This window comes from Pseudomonas sp. UF-293, from assembly GCF_058245595.1.
The window spans coordinates 23771-42482 of sequence record NZ_JBSICA010000022.1 but is presented as its reverse complement, the minus strand read 5'-3'; the positions used below and the strand labels follow the sequence as shown (position 1 = coordinate 42482).

Genomic DNA, 18712 nt, shown 5'->3' with positions numbered 1-18712 from the left:
CAAGGAAGGGGTGATGGAGTTCTGCAACGAGCGCGCCAATAAATCATTTCTTGTTGTAACAGTGACTTGGAAGGACTGAGTGATTCCCCATTCCCCAGCGACCGGGGCTTGACACCCATTAACGGGGGGAAGTTCATAAATATTCGTGATTTATATAAATCCCTGTAGGAGCTGCCGAAGGCTGCGATCTGTTGATCTTGAAAAAAATCAACAGATCGCAGCCTTCGGCAGCTCCTACCAGGGAAATCCGTCAATCAGGGGACTGGCTGAAAAACCAGGCGAACGTCCGTGCCTTCGCCTTCGCGGCTGTCGAGTGTCACACCGCCGCCGAAGCGTTCCATGATGCGTTTGACCAGCACCAGACCGACACCCAGGCCACCGGTCTTGGTGGTAAAAAACGGTCGAAACGCCATGGTGCGCTGTTCTTCGTTCATGCCTTTGCCGGTATCGCTCAGCATCACGCACACGCGTCGATCGTTGCTGGGTTCAAGCTGGACGGTCAAGGTACCACCCTTGTCCATGGACTCGAATGCATTGGCCAAAAGGCTGTTGAGGATCTGTGCCAGCTGCACCGGCTGGCTCAGTACCATGGGTGTGCTTTGCGGTTGAAACACTACGTGCACACCGGTTCGGGCGATCTGCTGTTCGAAAGCGACGAGGCATTCGTGCAGCGTCGCCACCAGGTTGACCGGCTCTGGGTCATCGCTGAGCGGACGCAGGGATTGCAGCAACTCGCGCACCCATTTCGACATGCGGTCGACCTGACCGATGATGTCGTGAATGTTTTTCTGCGCCGGGCCGCTGTCAAACTCCAGGGCCAGCTCGGCACTGGAGCGAATCGTCGCCAGCGGATTGCGCAAGCTGTGCGCTACGGCGGAGGACATCTCACCCAGCGCGACAAAGGTTTCATTGGCGATCAGCTGCTTCTGCTGGGCGGCGAGCAGAATCGCTGCGCGCCGCACGATCCAGTACAAGCCCAGATAGATCAAGCCACCGCCCAGCGCAGTGGCCAGCCAGATCAGCGCCAGGCCGCGCTCCATGCGGATGATCAGGTCTTTGGGTTCTTTATAGATCTCGACCATCGCCGTGACGTTCTTGCCGTCGGCGTCGAACAATGGAATGTAATTTTCGATAAAGATGTAATCCGGCTGCGTGAGAAACTTCTGCTCCTCCCGGGCCTTGTCGACATTGTGATAGCTGGCCGACACCGGAATCTTCTCATTGAAGGCGCGATCGAGATCTTCATCGGCATGAATGTTGGTGCCGATCAGCGCCGGATTGGTCGACCAGATCACTTGCCGATCCGGTGCATAGATATTCGCCAGGATGACGTCGGGCAGGTGCTCGATATGATCCAGGAACTCGCCCCGGGCAGCGGCACGGACTTGCGGGTCGACGTCTGGAAGGGATCGGTCCTGACGCGGGTCGAGCAATTCGCCCATGCTCCGGACGTTGGCGATCGAGACATGGCGCACCTCGGCCGAGGCGATGGCCTGGATGAACTGCGCGGTGAGCAAGGCATCGCGCTGCACGCTTTCTTCGATCACGAACCGCGTCGAAACCATGCCTAGCGCCACCGCCACGGTACCGATCACCGCCATGCTGATCAGCGAAAACCAACGCAGCAGATTGAACGGCCGGTTGCGCGAGCCCGACTGCAGCGTGCCCTCCTGAAGCGCAAGCGAACTGGACTGCATGTTCATGGCGGCGATTCCCGAAACGTCTCCATAGGTATAGCCCACCGTTGGGGGATTGCCCGGATGCGGGGACAGCGGTGCGTTCCCCCGAGCACCATCCATCTCAGTGGGAGCGAGCCTGCTCGCGAAGGCGGTGGTTCAGGAGACATATGCCTCCCAGGATGTTCCTTTCGCGAGCAGGCTCGCTCCCCCAGGATCTACACCCGACAGCCGTTCAGTGTTCATCCCCAGCGTCCCCAACTCTGGGGGGATTCGCCCTTTCCCCGCAGGCCACGAAACTGATCATGTTGCCCGCCAAGCCCTCTATTCCGGCCATTTCCCGCCAACCCACGGCACCTTGGCATGGAAGGTGTACAGCCCCCTTCAACTGACCCGTCCCAAGGGGCAGGCACTTCGATAGAGGGCTTAACTCATGCACCCTTTACTGTCCAAAACCGCGACCGTCCTGGTCGTGAGCGCCTTGGCCCAGGGCATCGCCCAGGCCGCACTGTTTGCTGTAGATCCCGGCCCGTACACGCCGGCGACTGGCGGTTTCGCCAGTTGGTATCAGGATTCCCATGGCCGCACCCTGGACCTGTGCCTGTCGAAGGCACTCAGCTCCCGCGTACCGAGCGCTCCCGGCGCGCCGTCATACATGTGCTCGCTGCTGCCGACCCCCGGCGTTTTCGACGACGCGCAACCGATCGTCTTCCCGACAAACTTCCCCGACGAAGCGTTCTGGTTCACTGGCGAGACCGCTATCATCGACGCTGCGCGCGGAATTGATCTGGGTTATGTCAGTGCCATCGAAGCCGCGTTTGCTGCCGAGGAACCGGTAGAAGGTGATCAAGTCAGCTTCGCGCGGATCCGCATTCGGGTCGACGTGCCCACCGCCGGCACCTACGTCATTACCCACCCTTACGGCGTCGACGTGTTCAATATCGATACCCCCGGGCGGCGTGCGATCAACATGACCCGCGACATCGGCATCGGCACGCCGAAAACCTACGACGGCGCGCTCAAGGGCGACATCGGCCCGTTCCTGCGCAGCGTCAACGGCCCGTACACCGAGACCAACCCGGTTTCCGGTGCCGCCGAGCAATTCGTGGGCGATCCGAACCTCAACGAAGCCGTCACCGGCAGCCCGTTCAACACCAACTTCGTGCGCATCGAAGGGCCCAACGGCCTCGACCTGCGAACGACCACGTTCGCCGTCTCGGGCAAATTATCAGCTGTGGTGCGGCCAACGCCGCTGATCACTCAGCGCAGCACTTACTCACGCAAGGCCGGCGCCAGTGCACCAGTGGCGCAACAGGACGTTTTCGTCCTGGCGCCACCGGCCCCCGGCACCGCAGCAGTCACCAGCAGCACGCCGGTGCTGAACATGAGCGAAGCCAATTCCACCGGCAGTTGGTATGCGCAATCGCCCGCCAACCCGACCTTGCCGACCACGCTGCAAGTGACCGCCGACAACCATCTGGCTATCGCCAGCAGCACCCCGACCACCCTGCCGATGACCCTCACCGATCTGGTGGTGATCCAGCGCGCCGAATACAGCCTGAGTTCCGGGCAGTTGACGCTGGTGGCATCGACCAGTGACGAAACCTCGCCGCCAGTGCTCACCGCCAGTTCCGTCAGCGGCGCCGCCATCGGTGCGCTGGGCGGCGACGGCGCGGTGAAAACCCTGGCCACCGGCATCTCGCCGATCCCACCGGCCAAGGTTCGCGTGACGTCGTCCAACGGCGGCAGCGATACCGAAGAAGTGGTCATCGTGCAATGAACGCTCACATGCCCAGATCCGCATCAGGAGGCATCATGAACAAGTGGCCACGCTTTGCGCTCAACGCGCTCGGGCTCGCTCTTTCGCTGACCGGCAGCGCTTATGCGCAACTCGCCGCCGTCGATCCCGGCCCCTACACCTTCGCCACCGGGAAATTCCCGATGTGGTATCAGGACAACAATCTGCTGTCGATGGAGCTTTGCCAGTCGCGCGCTGCCAGTTCGCGGGTGCCGGTGAGTACACCGCCGGCCTACATGTGCATCCTGCTCGCCGAGCCGGGCATCTTCGATGATGCCCAGCCGATGATTTTCCCGGACAACTGGCCACCGGAGGCCTTCTGGTTCCTTGCCGAGACCGCGATCCCGCAGATCGGCAACAGCGGTTACGAACTCGACGCCTATGTCGCCGGGATCGAAGCAGCGTTCGCCTCGGAAAACCCCGTCGATGGCGATCAGGCGAGCTTCGCGCGCATTCGCATTCGTGTCTCGGTGCCGACCGCCGGCACCTATACCATTACCCACCCGTACGGCGTTGAAACGGTCAATGTCACCACGCCCGGACGCCGCGCCATCAATATCACTCGCGATATCGGCATCGGTGCACCGGGCAATTTCACCGGTGCCATCAATGGTGACCTCGGCCCGTTCCTGCGTAGCGTCAACGGCCCGTACACTGAAGTGAACCCCGACACCGGCGCCACGGAAACTTTCGTCGGCGACCCCAACCTCAACGAGGCGGTGACCGGCAGCCCGTTCAACACCAACTTCGTGCGCATCACCGGCCCGGCCGGGACCATCCAGTCGAACCAGTTCAGCCTGTCCGGCAAAGTGCTCGACAACCGTCAGCAGACGCAGGTGGAAATCGACCGCGCCACCTATCGTCGCACCGCTGCTGGTGTGCGCGCTGAGGTCTTCGCCAAAGCGGACAGCAGTTCCTCGCTGTGTTTCCGGGAAACCATCGCGCTATTGCCCGGGCCGCCAGCCACGCCCTGCCAGACCAGTCTTATGGGCGACAACAACGGTTTGTTTTTCGGCCAGCGTCTGGGCTCCGGCGCGGTACCTACGGTGATCGTGGTGACCGCGACCAACCCGACCGGCACCACGCGGCCGACCGCCGTGTCGGCCAAGCTCACCGATGTGGTGAAAGTGCAAACCGCACGCTACAGCTGGGACAACCACAGCCTGCTGATCGAGGCGACATCGAGCGATGAAGTGGCGATTCCGGACATGGTTGCCCAAGGCTATGGACGCCTGTCGAAGAGCGGCACCCTGCAGCGCATCACCGTCGCCGACCTGACCCAGCCTCCGGCTACCGTGACGGTGAAATCTGCTGCGGGCGGCAGCGACACCGAAGCCGTCGTCGTGGTTGGCACTGCGCCGGACACCGGTGAAAATCAGGCGCCGATCAGCAATGCCGACATCGGCAGCACCAGTTTCGGTGTGCCGATCACCCTCAGCGTACTGACCAACGACAGCGACCCTGATGGCGATAACCCGCTGGGTATCACTGCGTTGACTCAACCGCCTACCGGTCAGGGCAGCGTGGTACTGAGCGGCACGGCAGCCGTGGTTTACATCCCGCCAGCGGTAGTCAATGCGCCGCTGACCACCAGCTTCACCTACAAGGCGCAGGACGCCAAAGGTCTGGCCTCGGTCAACCCGGCGACCGTAACGATCACCGTCGCCCCGAACCAGGCCCCGACCGCCGTCGCCGACAGCGTCGCCACCCTGGGCGTGGCGATCCCGATCAACGTGCTGGCCAACGATACCGATCCGGAAGGCAACGTGCCGCTGGGCGTCAACAGTCTGACCCAACCGGCCGCAGGCCGTGGCACGGTCAGCACTGACGGCACAGTGATCACCTACACCCCACCGGCCACCGTGACCACGGCGTTCACCACAACCTTCACCTACATCGCCCGGGACAGCTTCGGCGCCCTGTCGACGCCGGCCACGGTCACGGTGCAAGTGTCGCCACGGCCAGCGGCAGAAACGTTCGCCGTCACCGCATCGACGGTGCAGGCGCGCTCCGGCGGTCGCTTCAACTGGGACTTCACCGGTACCTCGTCAGTGACCACCGGCAACACCATCACGGTACAGGTCAGCACGCCAACCGGTGTCGTTACGCTGGGCAGCACCACGGTACCTGTGACCGGACGCTGGCGGCTGACGCTGAACAACACGACGGTGGTGCCATCGGCCAACCCGACCGCGACGATCCGTTCGTCCCAGGGCACCGTGCGCACGGTGTCGGTGAACACGCTCTGAGCCTGCGCCCCGGCCGCTTGCAAGCGACCGGGGCGAGGTCTTGAAGGTTAACGCCCGAAAGGATTTACGCCATGAACACGCCGACCGCCGCCCTGCTTTGCCTGCTCGTGCTGTGCAGCACAGCGGGCGCGCGCGCCGACGACCTGATGGAAAACGACGATCTGGCAGCCACCAGCTCTGACCTCGGCGAACTGCCCGCACCTGTGGGTCAGCAAGCCCTGATCGATCAGCTCGGCCAGGCCAACGTCGCCCTGCTGCAACAGAACGGTCAGTCGCTGCTCGGGCAGATCGTGCAAGCGGGCAGCAATCAGGAGGCGTACATCCTGCAACAGGGCAGCGACCTGATGGCGCTGATCAACCAGAACGGTTCCGGCAACGCCGCCTACATCACGCAAAACGGCAGCCACAACCGCGCGCAGATTTCGCAAAACGGCAACAACAACGACGCCAGCATCGAGCAGGCCGGCACGGGGCTGCAAAGCGCCGTGACCCAGTCGGGCAACGGCATGAGCGTTTCGGTCAAGCAATATCGCTAAGCACTGCACATCATCGGAGAGTTCATCATGTTCAAACTGACGCCCCTCACCGCCGCCCTGCTGGTCATGATCAGTGCCCAGGCCATGGCCGACGACAGCCTGTCCAACCAGAGCCAGACCGGCACCGCCAACATCGCGGATGTGAAACAGACCCAGGCCCCGTTCAGCAGCGCCACCCAGACCCAACTGGGCCAGGGCAACGACGCCGCCGCCTTGCAGGATCATGCCAGCAGCGTGATCACTCAGGACGCCGTCGGCGACTACAATGCGGCCTACGCCGAACAGCTTTACGAGGACAACGCCACCATCACCCAGCAACAAGTCGGCGCCTTCAACACCACCCACGCCAGCCAGTCGCTGGGTTTCGGCTCAGCGAACAGCGCGTTGCAACAGCAGCAAGGCACCGGCAACTTCTCCTTCGTCTACCAGGATTCGCAGAACGGCAGCGAGGCGAAAACCTTGCAATTCGGCGACAGCAACGAAGCCAACATCGAGCAACTGTATGAAGGCACCGGCAACAGTTCGGTGATCACCCAATACGGCACCGCCAACTACGGCACCGCTGAACAAGTGCTGCACAACGGCGGCCAGATCGGCATCAACCAGGCCGGCGAAAGCAACTACGCCTACGGTGATCAGCGCAACGGCACCGGTGGCAACATAACCATCAACCAGTTCGGCAGCCTGAACGGCACTGAGATCTGGCAAGACGCGCAAATCGCCAGCCAGGCCACCGTCAACCAGTACGGCGACAGCAATGAAACCGTGGTCGACCAGAGCTTCGGCGAAAACAACGCCGCCGCCGTCACCCAGGTCGGCAATGCCAACGCGATCTACGCCGACCAGTTCGAGTCGGTCAACTCGACTTTGGCGCTGTATCAGGTGGGCAACGGCAACGTGCACTTCACTTACCAGAACGGCGACAGCCACGTGCTCAATGCCACCTCCGTGGGCAACGACAACAAGGTCTACGCCAGCAACTGGAAAGGCCCGCAGTCGGGCGGTCAGTTCGGCAGCGGCCAGCGCGCCACCGTCAGCCAGGCGGGCAATGGCAACATCGCCAGCTTCACTCAGGACGGCGTAGGCCATGTGATGACCACCAGTCAGACCGGGACGGGCAACAAGACCACGGTCAGTCAGGCCGAGTCGTATAACGAGCTGTACTTTGATCAGAATGGCAGTGACAACATTCTGATCTCGGATCAGCGCGGCACCGGCAACCTGGTGCAGGGTTCTTCGAATGGCACCGGCAACAGCTCATCGTTCGATCAATCAGGCTCGGGCAACCAGGCGTACACCGCGCAGCTGTATGGCAGTGACAACATGATCACGGTTAAACAGGCAGATACGATGAACGTGGCGTATGTGACCCAGGGCGGCACGGGGAACATTGCCAATGTCGATCAGAGTGGCATGACGCAGACGGCGAATATTCAGCAGTTTGGGTCGGCTAACCAGGCGACGGTCTTGCAGCAGTAAGGGTTGGGTGTTGATGGGCCGCGATTCTCTGGTGAGGGGATCGCGGTTTTTTTTGTGGGCTGACGCTTGAGTTTCGTCCTACGGAAAACGGAACGTTTTCAGAAATTCGGGGATTTTCTGACAAGTTCTGGCGGTTGGCCGTCGGAAGTGCAGGCTCTAGGATTTGCCGGGACAACTTGATCCTCATGGAGCTTGGCCTACATGCAATTCATCCAGACAGCGACGACAGCGATACCGTTAACGAATAGACTTCGAGGCACCAAACCCGGAGGTTCTATGATCGACCCGTCCTTGATCGACCCACTATGCCCGGTTGTTTCGGATCTTGATCCCGAGGAGCAGGCTGCGAGTTATGACCGCTGGTTTCGGGCCGAAGTACAGGCCTCTCTCGATGATCCGCGTCCGAGTATTCCTCATGAGCAAGTGATGGAGGAAATGAATGCCTTGATGGAATCTATGCGCAAAAGCGCAGATGCAGATTAAGTGGCGACCCAAGGCCCGGGTCGAACTCTCGAAAATCCTGAAGTACATTGGCGAGCGAAATTTTGAAGCGGCGACTGCACTTCACAAGTCCGTCGTGAAAGCTACATCTGCGCTTTGTTGGCATCCACACCTGTATCGCAAAGGCCGCTCTCCCGGCACTCGAGAGATTGTGGTAAGCCCCAACTATCTCGTCGTTTATCAAGTGGCGGACCACATTGAGATTGTGAGCATCTTGCATGCGCGTCAGGAGTACCCTCGACGCGACCCCGGCTAAGATCGCTTCCTCGTCTCGACACAAGAAACCGTGCCTCCCGTGGAGGTACGGTTTTCTTGATCGTTCCCACGCTCTGCGGGGGAATGCCTCTCGGGACGCTCCGCGTTCCAACTTGCGAATTTTACGCAGAGCGTCAAGGGCTGCATTCCTTTGCTGCGCGCGGGAACGATCAATCAGCCATCCTTCAACTCGACGTGATCCAGCGCTTGATTGACGCCCAGTTCATCCAGCATGACGACTTGTGCGATGCCCAGTGCGGTTTTGCGCTGTGAGGTTTCCAGCGAGGCGGCGAAGTTGATCAGCATTTCGCTGGCCGAGCCGAGGGTTTCGCTAGCGTTGGCCAGCAGGGATTCGGTGTTGTACCTGGGATTGGCGAGGTACATGGGTTCCGGCACGTTGGTGCTGGACATGATGTGGGCGGTGGGGTTGAGGTAGAAATCGAGGGCGCGGTCGGCGGCTTCGTGGAGTTTCTTGCTGTCGACTGAGGCGTAGGGTGATGTGGTGTTAGTGTCTGGTTCTGGGGGGTTGGGTGTTGGTTTTTTCATGGTGATTCTCCGATCCTGAAGTGAAGCTGGCCCATTCGGTTTCCGAACGAATAGGTGGCAGCTGTACGCAGGCTGGAAACCCGGGGAATGGAGAACCCGGTTGACCCGAATGTCTCCCGCGCACAGCCGCCATAACGGAGTGCACACAATAAAGGTGCGCAAGCATGCGTCATGAAAAGCGCAAATGCGCTCGGTTCACGTCGGGGTTCCCAATCCCGGTCACTGATTTGGCAGCGACGAACACAGGCTAGAGACCGGACGTCCGACGGACAACCTGAAAACCTTGTGGGAAGGTTCTGCAAAATCGAAACATCTTATAAACATCCCGAATTGAAATACGCACGGGTAGGAGCTGCCGCAGGCTGCGATCTTTTGATCTTGATCTTAAAAAATCAAAGTCAAAAGATCGCAGCCTTCGGCAGCTCCTACAGTGAATGTGTGCAACCGGCGGGAATTGGTCGGCTCATAGATCGCCATCGCTGGCAAGCCAGCTCCCACAAGGATTTGGGTACATCCGCAATGGCAACTGTGACTGAGAGATAGCCTTCGCGAGCAGGCTCGCTCCCACAGTGGGAACTGGGTACATCGGCAAGAACCTGGTCGGCCCGAAGGCCGCCACGTTCACTCGGCATCCGGGTCAATCTTGTTCTGCGTCAGATACCGATTCAACACATCATCCTGCCCAGGCACCGATCTGTCGCCCGCCACCTGCCATAACCGCCGCTCGATCCCCTGCGCCACCATATGCCCCACCGCCGCCTCGATCGCCGACAACACACACAACTGCGCAGGCTCATTCGTCGTGTATCCGACCTCAGCCTCAAGCAACTTCTTGAACTCGATGAATTTGAAAATCCCGGCACTGCGCGCCACCGAGTAAATCGTCTTGCTGGTCATCACATTCGCCAGCACTTGCCCGCTACGTACATCCACCGCACGCAAGTTCACAGTCACCTGATCCACCCGATACTCACGCTGCAGATCAATCCCCAGATACCGCGCCCCTTCCCCACCGCTGCGCACATTGGTGTCATAGGCGATGATCCCGCCTTCGAGCATCATGTTCGCTGCCTGCAACGGCGGCAGCTCACCCTGAATATTCACCGGCGTATTCGGCTTCTTCTGCGACGCGCGAATAATCTTGCGCTCGGTCAAAAGGTTCTGCAGCCCTTCGCGCTCCAGCACGACAAACCAGCCGCTGGCCTGCATCGCGTCCATCAACATCGACGCCGCGCCCTGGGTAACGCTGGTGGAAAACGAACTCGCCGGCGTCGGTTTGTACTGCCCGGTCTGGTCACGGAAACCGTACACCACCGCCATCAATCGCCCCTTGGGTCGCGGCATCTTGAGCAAGTCGTAATAGGTTGAGGCCCTGGGGGTCAGGGTCGGGGTTTCGGTGTCCTGCTCGGCCGACATCGGCTCACGCAGACTGCACCCTTGTAATGTCGCCAACAGCAGCCCTAATGCGATGATCTTTTTCATGTCCGTCACTCCCCGGAACCGTCAGCCCGTCATGGGTTGAGGCCGTTCACCTGAATTTCCGAAACCTCACCGGTCGCTCGATCGGTCACTTCAATGCTCAGTGCCCCGGAGTCGTCGATGACGTTGACGATAAAAGAGTCAGTGGACAGGCTCCCCGTGTTGCCGGTGGAGATGTTGTCCAGCAACTGCCCTAGCAGCCGCGATTGCAATTGACTGGTGAAGCGTTCCAGTGCCGAAGTCCCGGCCACGGCCGAGCGGCTCTTGATGTCCGGGTCGTCGTGATCGTTTTGCGCCTGAGCGTTGTTGAGCAGCCAGGTGCCGTTCAACGGGTTGCCGCCGAACGACGGGTTGACCGGCGTATAGACCAGTTCAGTGGCCTGGACAGCGGCGGCGCTGGCGAGCCCGATCAACAACCCCGAGATCCAGAATCCGCTGCGCCGTGAGAACGTTGTGTTGTTCATAATTCGTCCTTCTCAAGGTCGGTGGTGTCCTGCAACAGTGCCTCCAGCTTGCGCTGGACAACCTGGCGGCGAACCCAGTCGGCGGCCGCGTAGGCCTCGTCCTTGAGCTCCACGGTGTTCGGCGGCAGGAAGCGCCGATAGACCAGGCGTCGCTGATATTCCACGGTCACCAGGCTGCCCCAGCGCGCGTCGGGGCGCTCGCGCACCACCAGGTTGAAATCCATCGGGCTGGTGTCGCGCAGGCGTTCACTGAACGAGTAGTAAAAGTCGTGGCCGATGTGCGAGATCGTGTCGTCGACGATAAAGCCCATCATTTCGTCCTCTTCAGCAGCGCTCGCGCCGCCAGCCGCAAGAATCAAGACCAGCGCGCACCACCAGTGGCGAGTCATGGCTGCAATGCCTGGGGCTGCTTCGACTGCCCTTTCGCCGGGCCGCTGGCGCCGTCCAGGAAGGCTTTTTCGGCAACGAACTGCCAGTCCGAATAACGCTGCATACCTTGGAAGTCCGACCATTGCGTCGGGAAGTCCGCCTGCTTCAACGGCACCTCGGTCGAGGCGCTGTTGAGACCGGTGATGCGTCCGTCAAAACCGCGCTGCAGCGCCCATTCGCCCTGTCCGATCGGATCAGGGTAGAGCTGACGCAGGTGATGTTTCGCCTCGGGAAAACGTTGATCGTCGAGCAGATCGGCCAGTTCTTTCGGGTACTGCGCCAGCCCCGGCGAGCTGCGGTAATAGCTGCGCAACGCCTGTGCATACTGGGTCCCGACCCAGAGCAACTGGTGTTCACGGTCGCGGCGCGCAGTGGTCGACCACAACTCGCCGGCACTGGCCAACCCCATGCCCATCACCACAATCAGGAACAGCACGCCCAGGTAGGTAAAACCACCCTGCTGCGCGCGGTTACCACTCGGAATACTGGCTGCCATCACGCGCCCTCCCGGTAGCACCGCTTTTGATATCGGCGACTGCGCCTGCGACGCCGTCCGGCGGTGCGATCAACACCCACTGGTCTTTGCGTTCGGTAATCGGGTCCAGTGGCGCATTACGCAGGTAACGTTGTTCGATCAGTTGCTCGATGGAATCCGGATAGCGGCCGGTGTCGCCGTAGAAGTGATCCAGCGCCTCGCGCATCGCCGACAGGCTCTGGCGCAACGTGGTTTCCTTCGACGCTTCGAGGCTGTTGAAGTAGCGCGGCAATGCGATGGTCATCAGCGTGGCGATGATCGCCATCACCACCATCAGCTCCAGCAAGGTAAAACCTTTTTCCCGACGCATGAGGTTCACCACTCGCGGTAGGCAATGCCGTTGAGGCCCTTGCCCCGGGCGTGGGAGTAGACGTCGAAAACGTCCTCGCCATCGCGCGGATTCTGAGCCGGACTGTCGTAGGCGCGCAGGCCCCAACCCCCTTCATCGTCACGTTTGGCCAGTACCAGCGGATCGCGCGGGATGCGGCGTAAAAAATAGAACTTGGCGCCCTTCGCGCTGCGCACATCGCGCACGCCCTCGACCAGCACTTTCAGGTTCGGCGGGTAGCCGCTGCTGTTCAGCGACTTCTCGATGTAACCGGCATCGAACGCACGTTTGTAGGCGTCGATGGCATCGCGAATCTGATACAGCGCATTGCGCAATTCCTGCTCCTTGCCACGCCGCACCAGGGTCTCGGTCAGCGGCGCGGCCATGCTTGCCAGCAGGCCGATGAGGGCCAGCGTCACCACCACCTCGATCAAGGTGAAACCGCGTTGGGAGGCGTTCATGATCAAGGCTTCTCGACGGTGACACGGGTGGTCGCCACGGCCGATTCGCCGACTGCACGCGGCTGCGCGGCAGGTGACGGCACCCCGTAGCTCTGCGAACGATCCGGGGCCTGAATGTGCATGCTGGTTTCGGTGCCGGTGGAGAACTCCATGTCCGACGGGCTCTGGTACGGCAGATTGCGCACGATCCGAGGAGTGATCGACAACACCAGCTCGGATTTGCCCACGGTGTCCTTATTGCTGCCAAACAGCCGACCCAACCCGGGAATATCGCCAAGCCCCGGAATCTTGTTGCCGGTGGCGCCGTGGTCGTTGCGCACCAGCCCGGCGAGAATTTGCGTTTCGCCATCATGCAAGCGCAGCGTCGTCTGCGCATTGCGGGTGTCGACCTGCACCGGGATCGTGCCCTGACGGGTCGGCTCCAGCGGTGTGGCGTTACTCACTTCGAGGGCGATCTTGATCGCCACCTCGTTGTTCAGATGCACCGTCGGTTGCACCTCGAGTTTCAAACCGACGTCGAGGTAAGTGACGCTTTCGGTGATCACCGGGCCTTGAGTCGACGGCACCGACGTGGCGCTGATGATCGGCACCCGCTGACCGATGTGAATACGCGCCTGTTCACGGTTGCTCACACGAATCACCGGGCTGGCGAGCGTATTGATGTCGTTATCCTGCGCATTGATCTTGGCTTGTGGCGAAGGCGAGATCGAGATGCGGCTGGAGTTGATCCCTTTGAGCTGATCGAGCAGGGTCACCGCCGAGCCATCGCTGTTGACCACGCCGAAGGTGTTCGGCCATTGCAGGCCGAGGTCGAGAATGCGCTGGGTGGCGACTTCCATCACCTCCACCTCAAGCACCACTTCCGGATTGGACTGGTCTTGCGACTGCAGGAGTTTTTCGGCCATGCGCACGGCGTCCTCGGTGTCGCGCATGGTCAGGGTGTTGAGGCGTTCGTCGACAAACACGTCGCGGGTCTTGAGCATGGTTTTCACCATGTTCAGCGCGGTGTTGGCGTCGATACTGGTCAGGTAAAAGGTGCGCATCACCAGTTCCTGGTAATCCTTCACTTTCTGCGGCGAATCCGGGTAGATCAGCAAGGTGTTTTCGTTCACCACTTTCTGGTGCAACTGGTTCTGTTGCAGCAGCAGGGTCACCGCGTCTTCGATGCGCACGTCCCGCACGAAGATGGTGGCTTTCATGTCCGGGCGCAGGTCCTTGTCGAAGATGAAATTCAGCCCGGCAACCTGCGACAGCACTTCGAAAATGGTCTTGAGATTGGCGTCGCGAAACTCCAGGGTCACCGGGCGATCAAGCTTGGTACGCAACTGCGGATAGACGATGACGTTACGGCTTTGCACCAGACGGATGTTGCCCTGCAGCTCCAGCGCGCCTTCGTTGTTCGGGTCAAGTTCGAGGATCTGTCTGACCTGGCGGTCGGCGCCGTAGATGTCGCCGCGACGCAAGTCGCCACGGGCCAGTTCAAGCTTCTCGTCCATGCTGCGCAGATAGTCCATCTGCTTCAGGGCATCCTGCGCACGGCGGTTATTCGGCTCGATGGTCAACACGCGGTTGTAGGCGAGCCGTGCGGAAGCGAAATCGCGCCGTGCGCGGTCGGTGTCGCCGGAGGTCAGCAATGCGGTGATTGCCTTGGCCCGGCCGCTGTTGAGCAGCAGGTGCAATTCGGTGTCACGCGGGTCTTCGCGCAACCCCTCCTCTATTCGGGCCAGCCCCGCCTCGTATTGCCCCTGTTCAATCAGGTCGGCGGCTTCCTTGTTGGCCACTTGTGCGGTGCTGCAGGCAGCCAGCCCGGCGCACAGGCCGACACTCATCAGCAAACGGGATCGGTTCATTGCGTGCTCCCCACAGACAGGGTCTGCGACAAATGCAAAGGCAGGTAGACCAGACTCAGTTCCAGTTCGGAAATGCCGGTGATCTTCCAGATGTCGTCGATCACATCCCCGTTGCGCACGACGTAGATTTTCTCGCCGCTCTGCAAAAACACTTGCACGTCGCTGCGGTCATGCAGCCTGCCGACGAATTGAAACGGCAGCGGTGGCAGGCTCGGGGCTTGCGCCACCGGGGCGGGGTTGACGGCAATTTCAGTGACGGTGGCCAGGGTCGGCGCGGCTTTCCAGGTCTTGGCCGCGAACAGGTCGCCGGCCGGGCCCAGGTCTTTGATTGGCGCTGTCTTGACCCTGGCTGCCTGGGCGCCATGACTGGCAGATTGCACCGGCGTGGCGATGGCCACTTCGACCGATTCCGGGTCTTCGCCTGGCGAGAAGTACTCCGGCAACCAGGCCAGCGCCGCCGCCACACCGAAGAACCCCAGCCAACCGATCACGCGCTTGGTATTCATCACGACCTCGACAGGTAGAGGGTCAAACGGATCCGCCCGTTGAGGTCGGTGTCACCAATCTTCTTGCGCTGCAATTCGAGGTCTTCCACCACCACCGCCGGCAACTGCCCGAGCAAGGCGTGCAGGAAGCGCCGCAGTTGCGGATAACTGCCACGCACCGGCAAGAGGATCTGATAGCGCGCCAAGTGGGTTTTCGGGTCGACGCCAAGGGCGTATTCGCCACGCGCCAGGGTGATGTGTTCCTGCGCCGCGAGCGCATAGATGCGATCGATCGCCACGGTGGCCTGCGGTTGCGCCGGCAGCTTGTTGCGAAAGTCATCAAGCTGACGCTGCGGCACCACGGGCGGCGCGATGCTGCCGTCTTCGACCTGGGCGAGATAGTCGCTCGCCTCCTGCGTCTGTGACGTGAGCTGCTGCAACGACTGCCACCCAGGCACCAAGCCAGCAAGCGCCCAGGTCAGTGCAACCAGTAACAGCGCCAGCCCGGCCAGGCCCGGAATACCAAGGCCCTGCAAGTATTCGTGGACGATCAGTCTAGGGATTCGCATCGCCTGTCTCCCAGGTCGCCGACAGGTTGAATTGCACCGGTTGTTCCGGCGATTTGACGACGATCTCGTGGCTCAGCAGCGACACGTCGGACAGCTCGTCACTGGCCTCCAGGCGCTTGTGGAAATCGAGCATGGCTTGCAGATCCCGCGCTTCGGCACTGATGCGGACCTGGCCCTTGCGCGCATCCGGGGTCAGGCTCAGCAGCGCGACGTCATCGCGTGGCAGCGCTTCGAGCATGGCGAAGAGACGTTCCCAGGGGCGCCGCAGTTGCTGGGAAACCTTGCGCATTTCGGCGAGGTTCTGCGCCTGCTCGCGGGTTTCTGCCGGGCTTAACGTGCTCTTGCTGCTGTGACCGCCAGTGAGCTGGCGCTGGGTCGTCTGCAAGTGACCTTGCTGTTGTTCCGACTGGCCATCGAGATGCTGTTGTACCCCCAGGCACAGCAGCGCCAGCACCACACCGCCGCCGAGCAGCCCCCAGCCCAACGGGCAGGAACGTGGCCGCGGCTGAAAATCCAGATTGAGCGCGCGCATGTCAGGCCACCGCCCGGGACATGACATACAAGCCGTCACGCACGTTCATCGAGGCGTCTTCAAGGCTGCACAATTGCACTCCCGGCAAGTCTGGCTGCGCATCGAGGCGGGCTGGCGCGTGCAGGTAAACGTTGAAGGCGCGCTCGCTGGTCGAGGCTTGCAACTGCCGTTCGCGACCGATCAACGCACTCAGCGCGCCATCGCTGTCACTGCCGCCGACCGAGCGCACACTGGCCCAGCGCCCTTCCCTTGCGAGCAACAACACACTGCGTTGCGGCTCGGCCACCACGAACAGGAAATCGCCGGCATCCAGGCTTTTGTCGAAACGGTTGAACGCCGACATCAAATACGGTTGCACCGAGCGCAGGCGCAGACCGCGAACGCTGACCAGTGTGCGCAAGCGATCGAGCAAATCCTGCGGCAAGGCGCTGGCGATGCGATCGTAACCGGCCGGTTCGGCGGACAGCACCAGACTCCACGCCTGATTCGCCGCACCGAACAGATCTTCAAAACACAGTCGGGCAAAGCCGCGCAGTTCTTCAGGACTGCTGATCTGCGCGCTCCACGGCACCAGGCAGAAACGGCTGAAGTGGCCGGAAATCACCACGCTGACTTCGGCGCCGGCGCGGGCGTGTTCACCGAGCAAGCGATCGAGGGTGTCGAGCGCCACCGCGTAGCTCTGGAAGCCTTCGTCGATGTAACCGACGCTGCCCAGCCACAGGGTTTCGCTGCCCTGCCGCTGCCCCAGGCCAACACCGCTGGCACCGAGCACGGCGATAAAACGCTCACGCGATAAAAGTGACACGATTGATCTCCTCCAGCGTGGTGCGCCCCTGCTCTACCAACTCCAGCGCCGATTCGCGTAGCAGGCGCAGACCACGGGCGCAGGCCAGTGCTTTGATTTGAGTGATCGGTTGGCGCTCGACGATCATCTGGCGCAGTTCGTCGTCCAGGTGCAGCAACTCGGCAATCGCCGTGCGTCCGCGATAACCGCTGCCCCGGCAGTGGCCGCAGCCCTTGCCATGGACGAAGTGGTAGTGCTCGACTTTTTGCGGGTCGAGGCCTGAGGCGCGCAACTCTTCATCGCTCGGCCTGACCCGTGCGCTGCAACGGGTGCAGACCAGGCGGATCAGGCGCTGAGCAAGAATGGCGTTGAGCGCCGAGACCAGGCTGTAGGGGTCGATTTCCATTTGCGTGAAGCGGCCAATCACGTCGAAGACGTTGTTGGCGTGGATGGTGGTGAACACCAGGTGACCGGTGAGCGCCGATTGCACGGCGATCTGTGCGGTATCCGGGTCGCGGATTTCGCCGACCATGATTTTGTCCGGGTCATGGCGCAGGATCGAGCGCAGACCACGGGCGAAGGTCAGGCCTTTTTTCTCGTTGACCGGAATTTGCAGCACCCCCGGCAGTTGATATTCGACCGGGTCTTCGATGGTGATGATCTTGTCCACGCCGTGGTTGATCTCGGTGATCATCGCGTACAACGTGGTGGTCTTGCCGCTGCCGGTCGGGCCGGTCACCAGTACCATGCCGTAGGGCTCGGCGGCGAGGCGGCGCAGCTGGCGCAGGGTTTCGTCTTCAAAACCCAGCGCCTGCAATTGCACGCCGCAAACCTTGTCGGCCAGATCCTGTTTGTCGAGCACCCGCAGCACCGCGTCCTCACCGAAAATGCTCGGCATGATCGACACACGAAAATCGATCTGCCGGCCACTGATGCCGATCTTGAAGCGGCCATCCTGCGGCACGCGCTTTTCGCCGATGTCCAGCTCGGCCATGACCTTGACTCGCGAAATCACCTGCTCGGCGAACTCGCAGCCCTGGATCTTGCTGATGTTGTTGAGTACGCCGTCGATGCGGTACTTGATCACCAGGCCGTTGCCGGTGGTGCCGAGGTGGATATCGCTGGCGTGCATCTTCAGCGCGTCGTACAGGGTCGAGTTGACCAGTTTCACCACGCTGCTGGCGTCTTCGCTGATACTCGTCAGCGACAGGCTTTGCAGGGTGTCGATTTCGTGATGGGTGTCGCCCTGGGCATTCAGCGAGTCGACGGCGTGGAAGCTTTCTTCATGGCGGGCCAGATAGGCCTTGAGGTCATCGGCGTGGACCAGATACAGCGGCGCGCCGTGCAGGCAGTCGTCTATCCAGGCCAGCCGCGCCGACTCGAAAGGGTCGGCGAATACGCCAATGACTTCGTCGTTATGGCGCAGCAGGATGAATTCACGTTTGAGGCATTGTGCAAGGGTGACCCGGTCGAATACCGGCGTCGCTTGAAACAGGTTGTCGGTGGCCAGCACCGGGTAATGCAGGGTGGCGCCGAGGCAATTAATGAACGGCATCGGCGCCAATTCGCAGAGCACTGCGAGCGCATCGAGGACGCGTTCACCGGAGGTGGCGGCCCGTGCCCGGGCCTGAGCCAGCTGTTCACAGGTAAACCGCTCTGCAGCGGTCTGCGCCTGCGGTGATTCGACGACAACGGACAGACGTTCCATGGCTTGCACTCCAACCGGGGCCTGAAGCCCTGTCGGCGCGGCAAACTC

General features: G+C 61.3%; 20 protein-coding genes. 6 read left to right on the top strand and 14 right to left on the bottom strand.

The window, feature by feature from the left end; all coding sequences use genetic code 11:
• Positions 1 to 254: 254 nt before the first annotated feature.
• Complete coding sequence (locus tag AC4IHP_RS20685; protein WP_490832610.1) at positions 255 to 1703, bottom strand: sensor histidine kinase; 1449 nt, start codon at positions 1701 to 1703, stop codon at positions 255 to 257.
• A gap of 406 nt (positions 1704 to 2109) precedes the next feature.
• Here AC4IHP_RS20685 and AC4IHP_RS20680 point away from each other — a divergent pair, with 406 nt between their 5' ends.
• The 6 genes from AC4IHP_RS20680 (at position 2110) to AC4IHP_RS20655 (ending at position 8495) form a co-directional block, all read left to right on the top strand.
• On the top strand, positions 2110 to 3456 hold the full coding sequence (locus AC4IHP_RS20680; RefSeq protein ID WP_460118153.1) for a hypothetical protein: 1347 nt from the start codon (positions 2110 to 2112) through the stop codon (positions 3454 to 3456).
• A 35-nt stretch (positions 3457 to 3491) separates the two neighbouring features.
• Positions 3492 to 5723 carry an Ig-like domain-containing protein gene (locus AC4IHP_RS20675; RefSeq protein ID WP_490832609.1) on the top strand — a complete coding sequence of 744 codons (2232 nt, stop codon included), beginning with the start codon at positions 3492 to 3494 and terminating at the stop codon, positions 5721 to 5723.
• Between the two features lie 71 nt (positions 5724 to 5794).
• The gene (locus AC4IHP_RS20670; protein WP_460118149.1) at positions 5795 to 6259 is read left to right on the top strand and encodes a curlin; all 465 of its coding nucleotides are present in this window, start codon (positions 5795 to 5797) and stop codon (positions 6257 to 6259) included.
• A 27-nt stretch (positions 6260 to 6286) separates the two neighbouring features.
• A complete protein-coding gene (locus tag AC4IHP_RS20665) occupies positions 6287 to 7738 on the top strand; it encodes a curlin (protein ID WP_460118147.1) in 1452 nt (483 codons plus the stop codon).
• Positions 7739 to 8014: 276 nt separating this feature from the next.
• Positions 8015 to 8221, top strand: a complete 207-nt coding sequence (relB, locus tag AC4IHP_RS20660) for a type II toxin-antitoxin system RelB family antitoxin (protein WP_123463680.1) — start codon at positions 8015 to 8017, stop codon at positions 8219 to 8221.
• A complete protein-coding gene (locus AC4IHP_RS20655) occupies positions 8211 to 8495 on the top strand; it encodes a type II toxin-antitoxin system RelE/ParE family toxin (RefSeq protein WP_252879826.1) in 285 nt (94 codons plus the stop codon). The genes relB and AC4IHP_RS20655 overlap by 11 nt, the downstream gene beginning before the upstream one ends.
• A 173-nt stretch (positions 8496 to 8668) precedes the next feature.
• Here the strand turns inward: AC4IHP_RS20655 and AC4IHP_RS20650 are convergent, their stop codons facing one another.
• From AC4IHP_RS20650 to AC4IHP_RS20590, 13 genes are all read right to left on the bottom strand, one after another.
• On the bottom strand, positions 8669 to 9040 hold the full coding sequence (locus tag AC4IHP_RS20650) for a DUF6124 family protein (protein WP_490832608.1): 372 nt from the start codon (positions 9038 to 9040) through the stop codon (positions 8669 to 8671).
• Between the two features lie 621 nt (positions 9041 to 9661).
• On the bottom strand, positions 9662 to 10522 hold the full coding sequence (locus AC4IHP_RS20645) for a CsgG/HfaB family protein (protein WP_490832607.1): 861 nt from the start codon (positions 10520 to 10522) through the stop codon (positions 9662 to 9664).
• A 29-nt stretch (positions 10523 to 10551) separates the two neighbouring features.
• Positions 10552 to 10983 (bottom strand): curli assembly protein CsgF, encoded by a 432-nt coding sequence (locus tag AC4IHP_RS20640; RefSeq protein ID WP_460118138.1) that lies wholly within the window; start codon positions 10981 to 10983, stop codon positions 10552 to 10554.
• Positions 10980 to 11372 (bottom strand): curli production assembly/transport protein CsgE, encoded by a 393-nt coding sequence (gene csgE, locus AC4IHP_RS20635; RefSeq protein ID WP_460118136.1) that lies wholly within the window; start codon positions 11370 to 11372, stop codon positions 10980 to 10982. Before csgE ends, AC4IHP_RS20640 begins: the two co-directional genes overlap by 4 nt.
• On the bottom strand, positions 11369 to 11908 hold the full coding sequence (locus AC4IHP_RS20630) for a type II secretion system protein (RefSeq protein WP_460118134.1): 540 nt from the start codon (positions 11906 to 11908) through the stop codon (positions 11369 to 11371). Before AC4IHP_RS20630 ends, csgE begins: the two co-directional genes overlap by 4 nt.
• Entirely contained in the window at positions 11883 to 12257 is a 375-nt protein-coding gene (locus AC4IHP_RS20625) for a type II secretion system protein (protein WP_460118132.1), read from the bottom strand. The genes AC4IHP_RS20630 and AC4IHP_RS20625 overlap by 26 nt, the downstream gene beginning before the upstream one ends.
• A gap of 5 nt (positions 12258 to 12262) precedes the next feature.
• Positions 12263 to 12736: a type II secretion system protein gene (locus tag AC4IHP_RS20620; RefSeq protein WP_490832606.1), complete on the bottom strand. Its 474-nt coding sequence runs from the start codon at positions 12734 to 12736 to the stop codon at positions 12263 to 12265.
• 2 nt (positions 12737 to 12738) lie between these two features.
• Entirely contained in the window at positions 12739 to 14586 is a 1848-nt protein-coding gene (locus tag AC4IHP_RS20615) for a secretin GspD/PilQ domain-containing protein (RefSeq protein WP_460118129.1), read from the bottom strand.
• Positions 14583 to 15092: a hypothetical protein gene (locus AC4IHP_RS20610; RefSeq protein WP_460118127.1), complete on the bottom strand. Its 510-nt coding sequence runs from the start codon at positions 15090 to 15092 to the stop codon at positions 14583 to 14585. The genes AC4IHP_RS20615 and AC4IHP_RS20610 overlap by 4 nt, the downstream gene beginning before the upstream one ends.
• Entirely contained in the window at positions 15092 to 15640 is a 549-nt protein-coding gene (locus AC4IHP_RS20605; RefSeq protein ID WP_490832605.1) for a GspMb/PilO family protein, read from the bottom strand. The genes AC4IHP_RS20610 and AC4IHP_RS20605 overlap by 1 nt, the downstream gene beginning before the upstream one ends.
• On the bottom strand, positions 15627 to 16172 hold the full coding sequence (locus AC4IHP_RS20600) for a PilN domain-containing protein (RefSeq protein WP_490832604.1): 546 nt from the start codon (positions 16170 to 16172) through the stop codon (positions 15627 to 15629). The genes AC4IHP_RS20605 and AC4IHP_RS20600 overlap by 14 nt, the downstream gene beginning before the upstream one ends.
• A gap of 1 nt (position 16173) precedes the next feature.
• On the bottom strand, positions 16174 to 16977 hold the full coding sequence (locus AC4IHP_RS20595; protein WP_490832603.1) for a hypothetical protein: 804 nt from the start codon (positions 16975 to 16977) through the stop codon (positions 16174 to 16176).
• A complete protein-coding gene (locus AC4IHP_RS20590; protein ID WP_490832602.1) occupies positions 16958 to 18664 on the bottom strand; it encodes a GspE/PulE family protein in 1707 nt (568 codons plus the stop codon). The genes AC4IHP_RS20595 and AC4IHP_RS20590 overlap by 20 nt, the downstream gene beginning before the upstream one ends.
• Positions 18665 to 18712 lie beyond the last annotated feature (48 nt).